General features: G+C 47.0%; 15 protein-coding genes. All 15 read right to left on the reverse strand.

The window, feature by feature from the left end; translation table 11 throughout:
- Positions 1-29: 29 nt before the first annotated feature.
- The 15 genes from ACQCV8_RS01650 to lgt all read right to left on the reverse strand — a co-directional run bounded on the left by ACQCV8_RS01650 (position 30) and on the right by lgt (position 14,020).
- Positions 30-488 carry an 8-oxo-dGTP diphosphatase gene (locus ACQCV8_RS01650; RefSeq protein WP_426842797.1) on the reverse strand — a complete coding sequence of 153 codons (459 nt, stop codon included), beginning with the start codon at positions 486-488 and terminating at the stop codon, positions 30-32.
- A gap of 281 nt (positions 489-769) precedes the next feature.
- Positions 770-1,720, reverse strand: coding sequence for a thioredoxin-disulfide reductase (trxB, locus tag ACQCV8_RS01655; protein WP_426842798.1), 951 nt, complete (start codon positions 1,718-1,720; stop codon positions 770-772).
- Positions 1,721-1,871: 151 nt separating this feature from the next.
- Positions 1,872-3,308, reverse strand: coding sequence for a tetratricopeptide repeat protein (locus ACQCV8_RS01660; RefSeq protein ID WP_426842799.1), 1,437 nt, complete (start codon positions 3,306-3,308; stop codon positions 1,872-1,874).
- Between the two features lie 309 nt (positions 3,309-3,617).
- Complete coding sequence (gene hisIE, locus ACQCV8_RS01665; RefSeq protein ID WP_426842800.1) at positions 3,618-4,229, reverse strand: bifunctional phosphoribosyl-AMP cyclohydrolase/phosphoribosyl-ATP diphosphatase HisIE; 612 nt, start codon at positions 4,227-4,229, stop codon at positions 3,618-3,620.
- The gene (gene hisF, locus ACQCV8_RS01670; RefSeq protein ID WP_426842801.1) at positions 4,226-4,984 is read right to left on the reverse strand and encodes an imidazole glycerol phosphate synthase subunit HisF; all 759 of its coding nucleotides are present in this window, start codon (positions 4,982-4,984) and stop codon (positions 4,226-4,228) included. Before hisF ends, hisIE begins: the two co-directional genes overlap by 4 nt.
- Complete coding sequence (gene hisA / locus ACQCV8_RS01675) at positions 4,981-5,718, reverse strand: 1-(5-phosphoribosyl)-5-[(5-phosphoribosylamino)methylideneamino]imidazole-4-carboxamide isomerase (RefSeq protein ID WP_426842802.1); 738 nt, start codon at positions 5,716-5,718, stop codon at positions 4,981-4,983. The genes hisF and hisA overlap by 4 nt, the downstream gene beginning before the upstream one ends.
- Positions 5,715-6,347, reverse strand: coding sequence for an imidazole glycerol phosphate synthase subunit HisH (hisH, locus tag ACQCV8_RS01680; protein ID WP_426842803.1), 633 nt, complete (start codon positions 6,345-6,347; stop codon positions 5,715-5,717). Before hisH ends, hisA begins: the two co-directional genes overlap by 4 nt.
- Positions 6,348-6,935: an imidazoleglycerol-phosphate dehydratase HisB gene (gene hisB / locus ACQCV8_RS01685; RefSeq protein ID WP_426842804.1), complete on the reverse strand. Its 588-nt coding sequence runs from the start codon at positions 6,933-6,935 to the stop codon at positions 6,348-6,350.
- Position 6,936: 1 nt separating this feature from the next.
- Complete coding sequence (hisD, locus tag ACQCV8_RS01690; protein WP_426842805.1) at positions 6,937-8,139, reverse strand: histidinol dehydrogenase; 1,203 nt, start codon at positions 8,137-8,139, stop codon at positions 6,937-6,939.
- Positions 8,140-8,151: 12 nt separating this feature from the next.
- On the reverse strand, positions 8,152-8,784 hold the full coding sequence (gene hisG / locus ACQCV8_RS01695) for an ATP phosphoribosyltransferase (protein ID WP_426842806.1): 633 nt from the start codon (positions 8,782-8,784) through the stop codon (positions 8,152-8,154).
- Positions 8,777-9,949, reverse strand: a complete 1,173-nt coding sequence (locus ACQCV8_RS01700) for an ATP phosphoribosyltransferase regulatory subunit (protein ID WP_426842807.1) — start codon at positions 9,947-9,949, stop codon at positions 8,777-8,779. The genes hisG and ACQCV8_RS01700 overlap by 8 nt, the downstream gene beginning before the upstream one ends.
- A gap of 1,134 nt (positions 9,950-11,083) precedes the next feature.
- Positions 11,084-11,614 (reverse strand): acyltransferase, encoded by a 531-nt coding sequence (locus ACQCV8_RS01705; RefSeq protein ID WP_426842808.1) that lies wholly within the window; start codon positions 11,612-11,614, stop codon positions 11,084-11,086.
- Positions 11,611-12,258, reverse strand: coding sequence for a pyrophosphatase PpaX (gene ppaX, locus ACQCV8_RS01710; RefSeq protein WP_426842809.1), 648 nt, complete (start codon positions 12,256-12,258; stop codon positions 11,611-11,613). Before ppaX ends, ACQCV8_RS01705 begins: the two co-directional genes overlap by 4 nt.
- The gene (locus tag ACQCV8_RS01715; RefSeq protein ID WP_426843347.1) at positions 12,233-13,192 is read right to left on the reverse strand and encodes a nucleoside recognition domain-containing protein; all 960 of its coding nucleotides are present in this window, start codon (positions 13,190-13,192) and stop codon (positions 12,233-12,235) included. The genes ppaX and ACQCV8_RS01715 overlap by 26 nt, the downstream gene beginning before the upstream one ends.
- 15 nt (positions 13,193-13,207) lie before the next feature.
- Positions 13,208-14,020: a prolipoprotein diacylglyceryl transferase gene (lgt, locus tag ACQCV8_RS01720; protein WP_426842810.1), complete on the reverse strand. Its 813-nt coding sequence runs from the start codon at positions 14,018-14,020 to the stop codon at positions 13,208-13,210.
- Positions 14,021-14,037: the final 17 nt, after the last annotated feature.

The raw sequence follows: 14,037 nt of genomic DNA on the forward strand, positions 1-14,037 counted from the left end.
TCCCCTTCTTATAAGCGTAAAGGGTTTTTTTATTGGGGATCCAGCCTATAACTCAATAGCTTAAAATCCTTTGTATACGTAAACGTGCCATAAATGACACCTGAACCCTTTATCACAAAATCCAGAATATGATGATCTCCCGGAGCCATCGGCAAATCGGCAATTGCATCAACTTCATGCCAGGCGATCAGGCCTTCCTCAGACTCATCCACATGTTCGCCGCTGTAATCCTCTGCGAAAAAGGTGAACATCATCCATTCAGACACAATCTGATCTTCTTCTTTAATCAGAAATGTGAAAATTCCTTTTATTACAGGGTTTTTTAAATATATGCCTGTTTCTTCGCGATATTCGCGGATAACGGAATCTTTAAGAGATTCCCCCTGCTCCATTTTCCCTCCGGGAGCGACCCACCAGCCTCTTCTCGGCTTCTGAAGAAGAAGGACTTTGCTGCCTTTTTTTAAAACACAATTTGCTACACGCTGCAACGTCTTTCACCTCGTTGTTATCACGCCAGATTTCATTCACTTAATTATACTATTTAAACAGTTCTCCCACAAATTAAAAGCGAAACACCCGGGCCCGCTCCATAACCTCCCTAAGCCGCAGAGGAATCTTACAGCCCCGGTTTGCCACAACACAAAAAAGGAGCGCAGGAAAGGGCACCTGCGCTCTAAACGTATTTATAAAAGGGGGTCAATTACTATTCTTATTCTACCCCTTATTTATTTCACCTGTGTTACAGAAGAGTTAAAACATAATTACGGTTTTACTTTACGGCTTTCAGCTTTTCCTGAAGCTCTTCTACATAGTGCTGCGCACTTTGGGCAGCTATGCTTCCGTCTCCTGTAGCTGTTACAATTTGACGAAGGGTTTTTTCACGAATATCGCCTGCAGCAAAGATGCCGGGCACTTTCGTTTCCATCCGTTCATTTGTTTCGATATATCCGTTTTCGTTCGTAATTCTTAAGTCTTCAAACGGCTTGGATAGAGGAACCATTCCTATATAGATAAATGCTCCGTCTGCGGTGAATGGCTTCTCTTCACCTGTTTGTGTATTAACAAGCGTGACACTGCCCACTTTCCCGCCGTCCTCATGAATCTCTTTCACCGTGTGGTTCCAGATAAAATCAATTTTATCGTTATCAAATGCCCGCTGCTGCAGGATTTTTTGAGCTCTGAGTTCATCGCGTCTGTGAACGATCGTTACTTTTGAAGCAAACCGCGTTAAATATACGCCTTCTTCAACAGCCGAATCTCCTCCGCCTACAACGACAAGTTCTTTGTTTTTAAAGAATGCTCCATCACATACTGCACAGTAGGATACTCCGCGTCCGCCAAGCTCTTTTTCACCCGGAACATTCAGCTTTTTGTATTCTGCACCTGTCCCGATAATTACTGCACGGGCTTTATACTCTTTGCTTCCTGCACGGACGATTTTATACTCTTCGCCGTCCACGATTCCTTTTATATCGCCATAAGCATATTCTGCACCGAACTTTTTCGCATGGTCAAACATTTTTGTAGAAAGCTCAGGTCCGAGAATGTGGTCAAATCCCGGATAATTTTCTACATCCTCTGTATTAGCCATTTGGCCGCCAGGCACACCGCGCTCAATCATCAAAGTTGAAAGGTTTGCGCGGGAAGTATAAACAGCTGCAGTCAGTCCAGCGGGGCCGGCTCCAGCAATAATCACGTCATAAATTTTTTCTTCCGTCATGGTTTTTCACTCCTTACAATCAAACTGGATTGGTTCGCTTGGATGATCTTGATAATCCTTAGTATCATCCTATTAAATAATAAAAAAACACGCCATAATTTTGCTCAGAAAAAAAGCACAGCTTCTGGCGTGAGGAGTGCTTTTTAACACTTTATAGATCTTTTACAAGGCGTTCGTATTTCGTTAAGGTTGACACTGTTACCCCGAATACATCGGCGACTTCCAGTTTCGTCACCCTCTCCCCGTCTTCTTTTTTCATAATGTAGAAAAAAGCAGCGGACCAGGCCTTCGTGTTCTTCAAACTGTGTTTAGCAGAATTTGCTTTAAGCATCGTTTCAAAAAAGGATAAGAACGTCTTCTCTTCTGCAGACTGAAGCTGTTTGCCGAGTGCTTCCGCCGCAGCAAACAAATAAGCGCCAGCCCCCTTCTTCTCCATATCCGGAGAGAGGGTATGCCTTAGAAATTCCTGCTCAAGATCGGATTGGGGCCTTAACGCATGATGATGCCTGATTTCTTCAAGCTGATTGGATTTAGCTGCAATATAAACCAGCGTCAGCCGTTCCTTCAGCGTTATGCCTTTAAGAGAAGATTGCTGCTCCCAAGGCTCAGAACCTACCTTGGACGGATTTTCTTTTAATACCCGCTCCCAAGCCGATTTTGCCACCTCTTCCTGGCCAAGATGCCAGGCTGAGTAGGAAAGCCAGTAAAAGAAGGTATCATCCCCTTCAAATCCTTGACGCTGCAGACTCCGCAGCCATTTAAAAGCCTGCTCGTATTTTCCGATAAGCGCAAAAGTTGCTCCGAGTTTATAGCGGTGCTCAATCATAATCGGATGAACGTTGGACAGCTGTTCCGTCAGCGCTGCAACTTTTTCATCCTCACGTTCATAATAATAAAAAACAAGAAGATTGCAGAGCGCATGCAGATTGCCTTCATTCAATTGAAGCACAAGCTCAAGATAATGCTTTGCATTTGCTACATCCCCTGAATAAAAATAAGCGAGAGACAAGTTGTTGTATGCTGACCAGAATTCAGGAAACTCTTCAACAATTTCATGCAGCAGGGAAATTGCTTCATCGAGCTTTCCATTTTCCAGAAGGGATCTTGCCGTCTCTTGCTTTATGATCAATTCATCTGAATCGCCAAAGGAGGGATCTTCCTCTTCTCCTTCAATCATCAGCAGTTCCAGCAGTTCTTCGTTGTCTTCTATAAAATCTCCATCGGGAGCTTCAGCTGAATAAGCAGCAGCACATTTGTATGCCTGATGAAACAATCCAAGATGGGCAAAATTATTAGCCATGAAATAGTGGCAGTCCGTCATAGCCGGATCCACTTTTTCAATAATAGCAGTCAAAATTTCATTTGATTCCTGATAATTTCCCATTTCCGTATGAATCATAGCAAGCTGGGAAAGAAAATTGGAGTTATCAGGCTCCAGGGCTGCCGCCCGTTTTAAAAGCTTGCTCGCTCTATCCAGATTGCGTTCTACCCGATAAGCCTTGAGAGCTCTCCTGTAATAGTAGGCACCATTCTGGAAGAAAGGAACAACCTGTGCTTTTTGCTGTCGATCAAATAGTTGTTTTCCCACGGAAATCCTCCATTTCATACAGTTAACCGTACGTTAGTATACCATAATTCAACCTGTACACAACAGGGCTCAAGATGATTCATCCACAAAAAAGGAAAATTTCCTTTTTCTTGGATTGGAGAGGGACAACTTGATGCTGGAGAGTGGGAAAGATTACGCGGCGGTTTGGGAAGGATCACTGAAAATTTATGGGGATTGGGGTTTTGCTGGCAACGGCCGCGAAATACTATAGAGCATGGGTCCAGCACAAAAACCCAAAAACGCTCCTGCACTCAGCATTTTTGGGTCCTTTAACATTTTAAAGAGCTATTATTTTCGTTCTTCAAGAGCCTTCAGTACATCCTGGAATGGAAGCTTTTGTTCCCTCAATAGGACCAGAAGATGGAAGATCAAATCAGCCGCTTCCCATTTAAGCTCCTCATGGCTTCTGTTTTTCGCAGCAATGATCACTTCGGCCGCTTCTTCTCCCACTTTTTTCAGAATTTTGTCCGCTCCTTCTTCCAGAAGATACGTGGTATAGGAGCCTTCAGGTCTCTCTGCATCGCGTTTAGCGATCACGTGCTCAAGCTCACTCAGGATGGCATATGGATTAGGTACTGCTTTCGTCTCTGTGGTTTTTTCAAAACAGGAGAACGAGCCGGTGTGGCATGCCGGTCCATTCGCTTCAACCAGTACGAGCAGGGCGTCCTGGTCGCAATCCCAGCGCAGCTCAATAACTGCCTGAGTGTTGCCGGACGTGGCGCCTTTATGCCAAAGCTCATTTCGGGACCGGCTGAAGAACCACGTTTCCCCGCTTTCCATTGTTTTTTGAAGCGATTCTTTATTCATATAGGCAAGGGTTAGAACTTCCTTGCTGACTGCATCCTGCACAATTGCGGGTACAAGGCCTCTTTCGTCAAAACGGATTTCTTCTATATTCATCGAATGTTCACTCCTCTGTCTCTTAGCTGATTTTTCACTTCCCTGACGGATGTCTCTTTATAATGAAAAATAGAGGCAGCGAGAGCCGCGTCCGCCTGCCCTTCTGTAAAGGCCTCATAAAAGTGTCCGGCATTTCCGGCACCTCCTGATGCAATGACAGGTACCGGAACCGATTCACTAACCATTTTGGTCAGGTTAAGATTGAATCCCGTTTTCGCTCCATCCTGATCCATGCTTGTGAGCAGAATCTCTCCTGCCCCCCTTCTCACAGCTTCTTTTGCCCAGGCCGTCACTTCCCACTCCGTCGGCTTCCGCCCTCCGTGTGTGTACACCCTGAAGCTGCCCAGTTCTTCGTCATACTTAGCATCGATAGCTGTTACCACGCACTGGGAACCAAAATAAAGAGCACCTTCTGAAATGAGATGCGGATTCAATAAAGCGGCCGTGTTCACGGAGACCTTGTCCGCTCCCGCTCTAAGTATCGCCTTCATGTCCTCCAGACTGTTGATGCCTCCCCCGACCGTAAACGGGATGGCAAGCTCCGCAGCTGTCTGTCCGACAACCTCAATCATCGTTTTGCGGCCTTCATGGGAAGCGGAGATATCCAGAAAGACAAGCTCATCCGCTCCTTCTTCATCGTAAAACTTTGCCAGCTCCACCGGATCGCCGGCGTCCCGAAGTTCAACAAACTGAACCCCTTTTACAACCCTTCCATCCTTAACGTCGAGACAGGGGATGATTCGTTTTGTGATCATCTGCCCGTCACCTCATTCAGTGCATCCTTTAAGCGGAAGCGGCTTGTATAGAGGGCTTTTCCAATAATCGCACCTGCTACGCCATCAGATTGGCAGTCTTTTAATGCAAGCAGGTCATTTATAGAGCTTACCCCGCCTGAGGCGATAACCGTCTTCCCTGTCGCACGTGCAATCGCGGCTGTAGACTTTACGTTTGGCCCCGAAAGCATCCCGTCCGTTGCTATATCTGTATAAATAAACGTTTCAGCTCCGTAACCGGCCAGTTCTTTTCCAAGATCTTCGGCCTGAACCTGTGATGTATTCAGCCATCCCTCAGTGGAGACAAAGCCATCTTTTGCATCAAGTCCAATAGCAATACTTTTCCCATGCTGGCGAAGCATGGACTTGACGAAATCAGGATTCGAAATAGCGGAACTTCCCAGAATCACACGGTCCACTCCTTCGCTGAGATAGATTTCTGCATCTCGCTCAGTCCTGATTCCTCCTCCAATCTGGACCTTTACATCCAGTTCACGGACCGCCTTCAAAACATGCTCATGATTTACTGGCTGGCCGTTCTTCGCTCCATCTAAATCGACCATGTGAATCCATTCGGCTCCATCATCTGCAAACCGCCTTGCCATTTCAAAAGGGGAATCTCCATACACCGTTTCCTGATTGTAGTCGCCTTGAACGAGCCTGACGCACTTACCGTTCCTCATATCAATGGCCGGGTATAAAATAAACGGATTCATCCAGAGGCCTCCTCTTCTACTTTTTCTGAAAACCGCTTTAAGATGGCAAGTCCTGCTTTGCTGCTTTTTTCCGGGTGAAATTGAGTTCCAAAGATATTGCCCCGCCCTACAACCGCAGGCACCTCTACCCCGTAATCAGCACTTGCCAGCACCGTTTCACTTTTGTCTGATTTTATATAATAAGAATGCACAAAATAAGCATGCTCTTCATCAAGGTCTGTAAGCAGGAAGGACTCATTCTTGATCTTCAGCTGATTCCAGCCCATGTGGGGCACCTTTTGTTTGCCGTCTGCCGTTTTGGAAGGGATCTTTGCTGCTTTGCCTTCCAGAAGGCCAAGCCCTTTCGTCCTTCCATTTTCTTCACTTTCATTAAAAAGCAGCTGCATCCCCAGGCAAATCCCAAGAATTGGCTTTCCCTTATCCGATTCTAAGCGGATAAAATCCACCAGCCCTGCAGCGTGAAGATTTTGCATCGCATCTTTAAAAGCACCTACGCCCGGAAGAATGTATCCGTCCGCTTCAGCAAGCTCCTCCCGGAGGCCAGAGACAAAATGGGGGATTTCCATTCGTTCCAGCGCTTTTCGGACACTGAAGATATTCCCCATTCCATAATCAATGATTCCGATCATCTACAGCAGTCCTTTCGTTGAAGGCACCCCTTTTATTCGGGGATCGATGGCGGATGCTTCGTCAAGGGACCGGGCAAGCGCCTTGAAAATGGCTTCAATAATATGGTGGGTATTTAGCCCGTAATGAATGATCACATGAAGATTGATGCGGGCTTCAAGGGCAAGCTTCCACAAAAATTCATGAACAAGCTCGGTATCGAAGGTTCCTGTTTTAGCGCTTGGAAGACTGCCCTTCATTTCGAAATGAGGCCGGTTGCTTAGGTCTACGACTACTTGCGCAAGAGCTTCATCCATCGGAACAATAGCTGAACCGTAGCGCTTTATGCCTTTTTTATCCCCAAGGGCTTCACGGAAAACCTGGCCAAGGCAAATCCCGATATCCTCTGTTGTATGATGATCATCTACCTCTGTATCCCCTGTTGCGCGAATCGTCAAATCAAACTGCCCGTGTTTTGCGAAAAGGTCCAGCATGTGTGTCATAAAGGGTACACCGGTTTCAAGCTCGGACCGGCCTTCTCCGTCAATATTCAGTTCCAGGCTGATTTGCGTTTCATTCGTATTCCGTTCTATGGAAGACTTTCTGGACATTTTAAGATTCCCCCTGTTTCAATCGTTCTTCGATTGCTCTCGCATGAGCCTCAAGCCCTTCATATCTCGCAAACTCAGCAATTTTTCCGGCATTTTTCTCAAACGCTTCCCGGCTGTAGTAGATCACACTGGATTTTTTCGTAAAGTCATCCACATTAAGCGGACTTGAAAACCGGGCTGTACCGCTCGTCGGCAGCACATGATTCGGTCCTGCAAAATAGTCCCCAACCGGTTCAGAGCTGTATCGGCCCATAAAAATCGCGCCAGCATGCCGAATCGAGCCAAGCCATTCAAACGGGTCCTCCACCAGCAGCTCTAAATGCTCCGGTGCTAATTCATTCACAATCCGAATCGCTTCTTCCTTTGATTCAGCCACTAAAAATTGCCCGTTTTGATCCATCGAAGCCTTGGCGATGTCTCTTCTCGGCAGGTCCTCCAGCTGTTTTTCCACCTCTAGCTTCACCTTTTCTGCAAAATCACTTGAGGTGGTGATTAAAATACTTCTTGAAAGCGGATCATGCTCCGCCTGTGACAGCAAATCCGCCGCAGCTTCATTAGCTTTCGCCGTTTTATCTGCAACGACAGCAATCTCGCTCGGACCTGCAATCATATCAATGTCCACGTCTCCGAAAACTTCCCTCTTCGCTGCCGCTACGTAAACATTCCCGGGGCCAACAATTTTATCAACTTTTTGAATGGACTCCGTTCCATACGCCAGTGCCGCAACCGCCTGGGCACCACCGGCCTTATAGATTTCTGTAACACCGAGCTCGCTGGCAGCCACAAGAACACCGGCCGGAATTTTCCCTTCCTTGGAAGGAGGGGAAACCATGGCAATCCTTTCGACCCCCGCCGTCTGCGCTGGAATCACGTTCATGAGAACAGATGAGGGATAAGCAGCTGTCCCGCCAGGTACGTAAACTCCGGCCGAGTCAAGCGGTGTAACCTTTTGACCTAGCACCGTTCCGTCCGGGTTCGTCATGAACCAGGAATCCCGCTTTTGCTTACTGTGAAAAAGCCGGATATTTTCAATCGCCTCGCGAATCACAGCAAGCAGCGAGTCTTCGATCTCTTCATAGGCATCTTGAATTTCCTGTGCCGTCACACGAAATGAATCAAGAAATACACCGTCAAACTTCTCCGTGTACTGTCTTAATGCCTCGTCCCCGCGCTCTCTGACCGAATCAATGATTTCTTTTACCATTCCAGTCCCTCCCTACCTTTCAGCAACGGCCCGTGACAGCCGCTCAGCCAATTCATCAATTTGCACATCTTTCATCCGATAGCTGACCGGATTAACAATCAGCCTGGAGGTCACTTCGCATATATGCTCATACTCCACTAACCCGTTCTCCTTCAAAGTCCGGCCAGTAGAGACAATATCAACGATCCGGTCAGACAGTCCGATCATCGGTGCCAGCTCAATCGAACCATTCAGCTTGATAATCTCAACCTGCTCCCCCTGCTCTCTGAAATAACCGGAAGCAATGTTCGGATACTTCGTAGCAATTCTTGGCGCCACATCACTCATTGGATGATCGGGCAATCCGGCAACGGCTAAATAGCACCGGCTTATTTTAAGATCCAGCACTTCGTACACATCCCGTTCTTCCTCAAGAAGAACGTCTTTCCCTGCTATTCCTACATCCGCAACACCATGCTCAACATATGTAGAGACATCCATTGGTTTCGCAAGAAAAAAACGAAGCTTCTCCTCAGGGATATCAAGAATGAGCTTCCGGCTGTCATCAAACTCCGGTGGAAGCTTATAGCCCGCTTCTCTAAGCAAATGCGCTGCCTCTTCAAAAATCCGGCCCTTCGGCATCGCGATTGTAAGTACATCACTCATTATACTCCCCCCTTTTTGAACCGATGAAATACACAACCTCTTCAAACTGTTTCGTAAAGGCATCCACATCCGTAACCCCGGACAGGTTTTGAAGAACCGTCTGCTTTCCATCGCCGCGCAGCTCTCCGGCAAAATCAATCGCTTCCTTCATCCGCTCCTGGGAAAAAATCACACAATGCTTACACTCGCCTTTTTCCATCACATCCAGCGCTTCAAGAAGGTGTCCAAGCTGCAGGCCGAACCCTGTCGCTGCTGCAGGCCGGTCAAACTTCTCCATTAAACGGTTGTATCTTCCCCCGTTGCCAAGAGGAAAGCCTGTTTTGTCTGTATACACTTCAAATAATATCCCTGTGTAATAGCTCATATGGCTTACGATATTTAAATCAACCCTCACATATTCAGCAGCCCCAAATTGCTCCAGCATATCCCAAAGCTTTTGAAGCTCATCTATCGCCTGCCTGCATTCATCCGACTCGCATATCGAAAGAGCCTGCTCCATTTTCGCAGCATCTCCCCGAAAAGTGAGGAAATCTAAGAGCCGTTCCTTGTCAATCGATGATAGAGCCAGTGATTTTACATGCTCACGGTACCCTACATAATTTTTTTCATATAAGAATCTTCTCAGTTTATCCGCCCTCTCCTGATTGCCCAGTATTTCTTTAAAAAGAGCATCCGCAAACCCTATATGACCGATCGCTACCCTGAAGTTCCCCAATCCGGAAGCTTTAAGAGCAGAAATCATCAGAGAAATGGCCTCCGCATCCGCGCTGATTGAATCATCTCCAATCAATTCGACACCAATTTGTTCAAACTCAGCGGCCCGTCCTCCTTCTCTCTGCTGCGCCCGGTAAACATTCGCCTGATACGCCAGACGCAGCGGAGACGATCCCGTCAATCTCGAAGCAGCTACCCGTGCAATCGGCGCCGTCATATCCGGGCGCAGCACCAGCGTCTTCCCCTGCTGGTCCAGAAGCTTAAACAGCTGCTGATCCAAAATTGCCGACTGAACGCCGACCGTTTCATAATATTCAAGCGTTGGAGTCTCAATAAAATCATAGCCCCATCCGCTGATTTCCGACGTAATCTTTTCCCTCACTGCCTTCTTTGTTTTATAAAGAGCCGGCAGCGTGTCTCTCATGCCAAGCGGCTTTTCAAACATAAACATCGAATCAGTCCCCCCGTTTATACGAAATGTTCCAAATGCTTTAGCTCGCTAATATGTTACCATACTAACAAAATAAAGATATCTGTTCAAGTATTCGTTCTGCCCTGAATGTATGCTTCCCTATTTTGGGCGGTTTTGAACTTCTGAAGCGTAAGTGAGTTTTTTTAATGGGAAGGATGTTGTTAGGGGGAGGGGTGGCGTTGTCTGACATCCACCCCCTTTAGCGCGTTGTCTGACATTGTTGTCTGACATCCACCCCCTTTGGCGTGTTGTCTGACATTGTTGTCTGACATCGACCCCTTTGGCGTGTTGTCTGACATTGTTGTCTGACATCGACCCCTTTTAGCGCGTTGTCTGACATTCTTGTCTGACATCCACCCCTTTGGCGTGTTGTCTGACATTGTTGTCTGACATCCATCCCCTTTAGCGCGTTGTCTGACATTCTTGTTTGACATCCAACCCCTTCAGGCGCATTGTCTGACATTCTTGTCTGACATCCACCCCCTTTTAGCGCGTTGTCTGACATTGTTGTCTGACATCCACCCCTTTTAGCGCGTTGTCTGACATTCTTGTCTGACATCGACCCCTTTCAGCGCGTTGTCTGACATTCTTGTCTGACATCCACCCCTTTTAGCGCGTTGTCTGACATTCTTGTCTGACATTCAGCCCTTTCAGCGCGTTGTCTGACATTCTTGTCTGACATCCACACCTTTCAGCGCGTTGTCTGACATTCTTGTCTGACATCCACACCCTTTAACCGCGTTGTCTGACATTCTTGTCTGACATCCACACCTTTCAAAGCGTTGTCTGACATTCTTGTCTGACATCCACACCTTTCAGCGCGTTGTCTGACATTCTTGTCTGACATCCACACCTTTCAGCGCGCTGTCTGACATTCTTGTCTGACATCCACACCCTTCAGGCGCGTTGTCCGACATTTTTGTCTGACATCCACACCCTTCAACCGCATTGTCTGACATCCTTGTCTGACATCCACACCCTTCAACCGCGTTGTCTGACATTCTTGTCAGACATCCACCGGTCCAAGCATCCCCCAAAATCACAACCGTCCCCTACCCGCCAGTCTCTTTTCCCCGATTCATCACCCATATAGGAAAAAACCCGCTAAACAGATTAATCGTTCTGTCCGGCGGGCTCCATGAGTGCTCGTTTTTCCATTTCTTCTTTTGTGTAAATGATCTGCATCGGGTTTCCGCCAGCAAAGGCTCCATCCGGAACGTCTTTGTGGACGAGGGTTCCGGCGGATACAATGGCACCGTGGCCGATTGTGACTCCGGGTAAGATGGTGCTGTTGGCTCCGATCATTACTTCGTCCCCTATGATCACGTCGCCAAGACGGTATTCTTTAATCAGGTATTCGTGCGCAAGGATGGTTGTGTTGTAGCCGATTACGGAATTACGCCCCACTTTAATTTTTTCCGGAAACATGATATCCAGCATGACCATGAGGGCGAAGGAGGTTTGGTCTCCAACCTTTACTTTTAAAAACGTCCGGTAAAGCCAGTTTTTCATCCCGAGAAATGGGGTGTATCTGGCAATCTGAATAACCATAAAGTTTTTAGCTACCTTCCAGAATGGCACAGTTTTGTAAATGTGCCAAAGGGAATTAGAGCCGGATACAGGGTAGCGGGTTGTTTTCCTCACCTTTCCTCCACTCCTGCGATTGGCAGCAAATCACTCATTTGCTCCAGCATAAAGTCGGGTTTATAGCCTGACAGGTATTCTCTTCCTTTAATGGTCCAGGCAACACCGGCTGTAAGGGTTCCGGCTGCTTTTCCGGATTCGATATCATGGTGGTTATCTCCAACCATGATCGCCTCTTCCGGCTTGGAATCGAGCAATTTAAGGGCTTTAAGCACTGGTTCGGGATGGGGCTTAGCGTTTATGACATCGTCTAGCGTAACGACGACATCGAAAAACTGATCCAGTTTTGTCAGCTTCAGCCCCATGTTCACGGTGTCTCTTATTTTCGTTGTAACGATTCCGAGCTTATAGCCTGCCTGGTGAAGTTTTTCGACCGTCTCGTACACTGTTGCGAATTCGGTTACAAGCTCATCATGCCGTTTATGATTGAAGGCTCTGTACATGACGATCATTTCTTCCACTTTTTCCGGATTCACTGCGGTGAACGTATCAGAGAGAGGCGGACCGATGAACGCAAGCACGTCCTCCCTCACATATTCACCGGGCTTATAATGATTGAGTGTGTGTAAAAAGGATTCGATGATCAATTCATTCGTATTAATTAACGTTCCGTCCAAATCAAACAGAATGGTATTTCTTTTCATTTGCGGGTTCCTTTCTTGCTGAAGAATCTGGCTGTTTCCATAGCTTTGCAATAATTACGGTCAATAATACCGCCGTGATGACTCTAATGAGAAATAGAGGAAGAACAGGGATGCCAAGCGGAACAAATATCAGCGTATCCTCTACTACGGCATGGCAGGAAACGAGAAAAATAAAGGCGAGTGTCAGGTCACGGTAGCTGACCCCATCTTCTTTTACCGCTTGGATCATCACTCCAGCTCCATAAGCAAGACCAATTGTTAAACCTGCCACAAGCGTCATAGAAGTGTTTTCCCTCATTCCAAGGAATCTTGTTACAGGCGCCATCCACTTTGAAAAAACCGTCAGCCAGCCATAATCCTTTAACAGCTGCATGATCAGCATTAGAGGGATAACAATGGCCGCCAGCTGAACGATTCCAAGCAGGCCTTTTCCAAATGCATCGAGTAAAATTTCTCCCCAGCCGTTCGGGGCGGCTTCGCTCTTTTGGATAAAGCCGTATTGTGCCATTTCACTTCCGCCGCGCCACACAAGATTAATAACGGCAGCGGATAGGAGCGCGAGGCCGATGCGGACAGCGAGAATCAGCCAGAGCTTGATGCCTACCTTTGCAGCAACTGTAGATTCAATGATCAGATTATGAGAAAACGAAAGCATAACGGCGAGGATGAATACCTCTTTAACGGTTAAATCAAGTGTTAAAATACCGGCAATTCTGGCATAAAGGTTCAGAAAATTACCGAGAACCAGCGGTATGGCCGCTTCTCCTCTTAGACCAATCAGTCCCATCAAAGGGGTGATGGCCTGAATAAGATAATCCAGAACCGGTGTATGGCGAAGAATCCCTACAAGCAGCGTGACGGGAAAAATCACTTTTCCAAGTGTCCATGTTGTAGCCAGTCCTGCCTTCCAGCCTTTTGCTAAGCTCCCCTTCAGTCTAATCACTCCCCCTTATGCATCAAGATAGTGCTCTTTTGCCGATCCGCTTATTCTTCTGTAAACGATAAAGCCAATAGCGATTAGAATCAGCACGATTGAAATCACCTGAGCAATTCGCAGTGATTCCGTCAGCATTAAACTGTCGGTTCTCATCCCTTCGATGAAATACCTTCCGATGGAATACCAGATGACGTAGGATAAAAACAGTTCTCCTCTTCTTAAATTTACTCTGCGCAGGAATAGGAGCAAGGCGAAGCCTGCGAAATTCCAAAGCGATTCGTATAAGAAGGTCGGGTGATAATACTGGCCATTTATGTACATCTGATTAATGATAAATTCAGGCAAATACAGGTTTTCCAGAAATTCTCTCGTAACCGGTCCTCCAAAGGCCTCCTGGTTGATAAAGTTGCCCCAGCGTCCAATTGCCTGACCAAGGATAATGCTTGGGGCTGCGATATCCGCAAGCTTCCAGAATGATAAGTTTTTGATTTTCGCAAAAATAACCGCAGTGATCACGGCACCAATCAGACCGCCATGGATCGCAAGGCCGCCCTGCCAAATTTGAGGGATCATTGCCGGATTTTGAGAATAGTAATCCCACTGGAAGGCAACGTAATAGAGCCTTGCGCAAATAATAGCGATCGGAATCGCGAAGAGAACCAAATCGACAAATGTATCCTTATGGAGACCCCTTCTCACACTTTCCCGGACCGCTATCCATAATCCGAGAAGGGCACCTAGGCCTATTATTACTCCGTACCAATGGATCTGCAGCCCTCCCAGATTAAGAGCAATCGGATCAATTGGCTGAATCGTTCCAAACATGTTCTTCAACTCCTGTT

The sequence above is a fragment of the Metabacillus sp. 84 genome, assembly GCF_050107715.1.
Taxonomy (GTDB): domain Bacteria; phylum Bacillota; class Bacilli; order Bacillales; family Bacillaceae; genus Metabacillus_B.

Excerpts from the sequence above, each read along its gene's own strand:
- hisH (WP_426842803.1), bottom strand. The coding sequence starts at position 6,347 with ATGATCGGAATCATTGATTATGGAATGGGGAATATCTTCAGTGTCCGA.
- hisG (WP_426842806.1), bottom strand. The coding sequence starts at position 8,784 with ATGAGTGATGTACTTACAATCGCGATGCCGAAGGGCCGGATTTTTGAA.
- lgt (WP_426842810.1), bottom strand. The coding sequence starts at position 14,020 with ATGTTTGGAACGATTCAGCCAATTGATCCGATTGCTCTTAATCTGGGA.
- hisIE (WP_426842800.1), bottom strand. The coding sequence starts at position 4,229 with ATGAATATAGAAGAAATCCGTTTTGACGAAAGAGGCCTTGTACCCGCA.
- hisF (WP_426842801.1), bottom strand. The coding sequence starts at position 4,984 with ATGATCACAAAACGAATCATCCCCTGTCTCGACGTTAAGGATGGAAGG.
- ppaX (WP_426842809.1), bottom strand. The coding sequence starts at position 12,258 with ATGAAAAGAAATACCATTCTGTTTGATTTGGACGGAACGTTAATTAAT.
- hisB (WP_426842804.1), bottom strand. The coding sequence starts at position 6,935 with ATGTCCAGAAAGTCTTCCATAGAACGGAATACGAATGAAACGCAAATC.
- hisD (WP_426842805.1), bottom strand. The coding sequence starts at position 8,139 with ATGGTAAAAGAAATCATTGATTCGGTCAGAGAGCGCGGGGACGAGGCA.
- hisA (WP_426842802.1), bottom strand. The coding sequence starts at position 5,718 with ATGAATCCGTTTATTTTATACCCGGCCATTGATATGAGGAACGGTAAG.
- ACQCV8_RS01700 (WP_426842807.1), bottom strand. The coding sequence starts at position 9,949 with ATGTTTATGTTTGAAAAGCCGCTTGGCATGAGAGACACGCTGCCGGCT.
- trxB (WP_426842798.1), bottom strand. The coding sequence starts at position 1,720 with ATGACGGAAGAAAAAATTTATGACGTGATTATTGCTGGAGCCGGCCCC.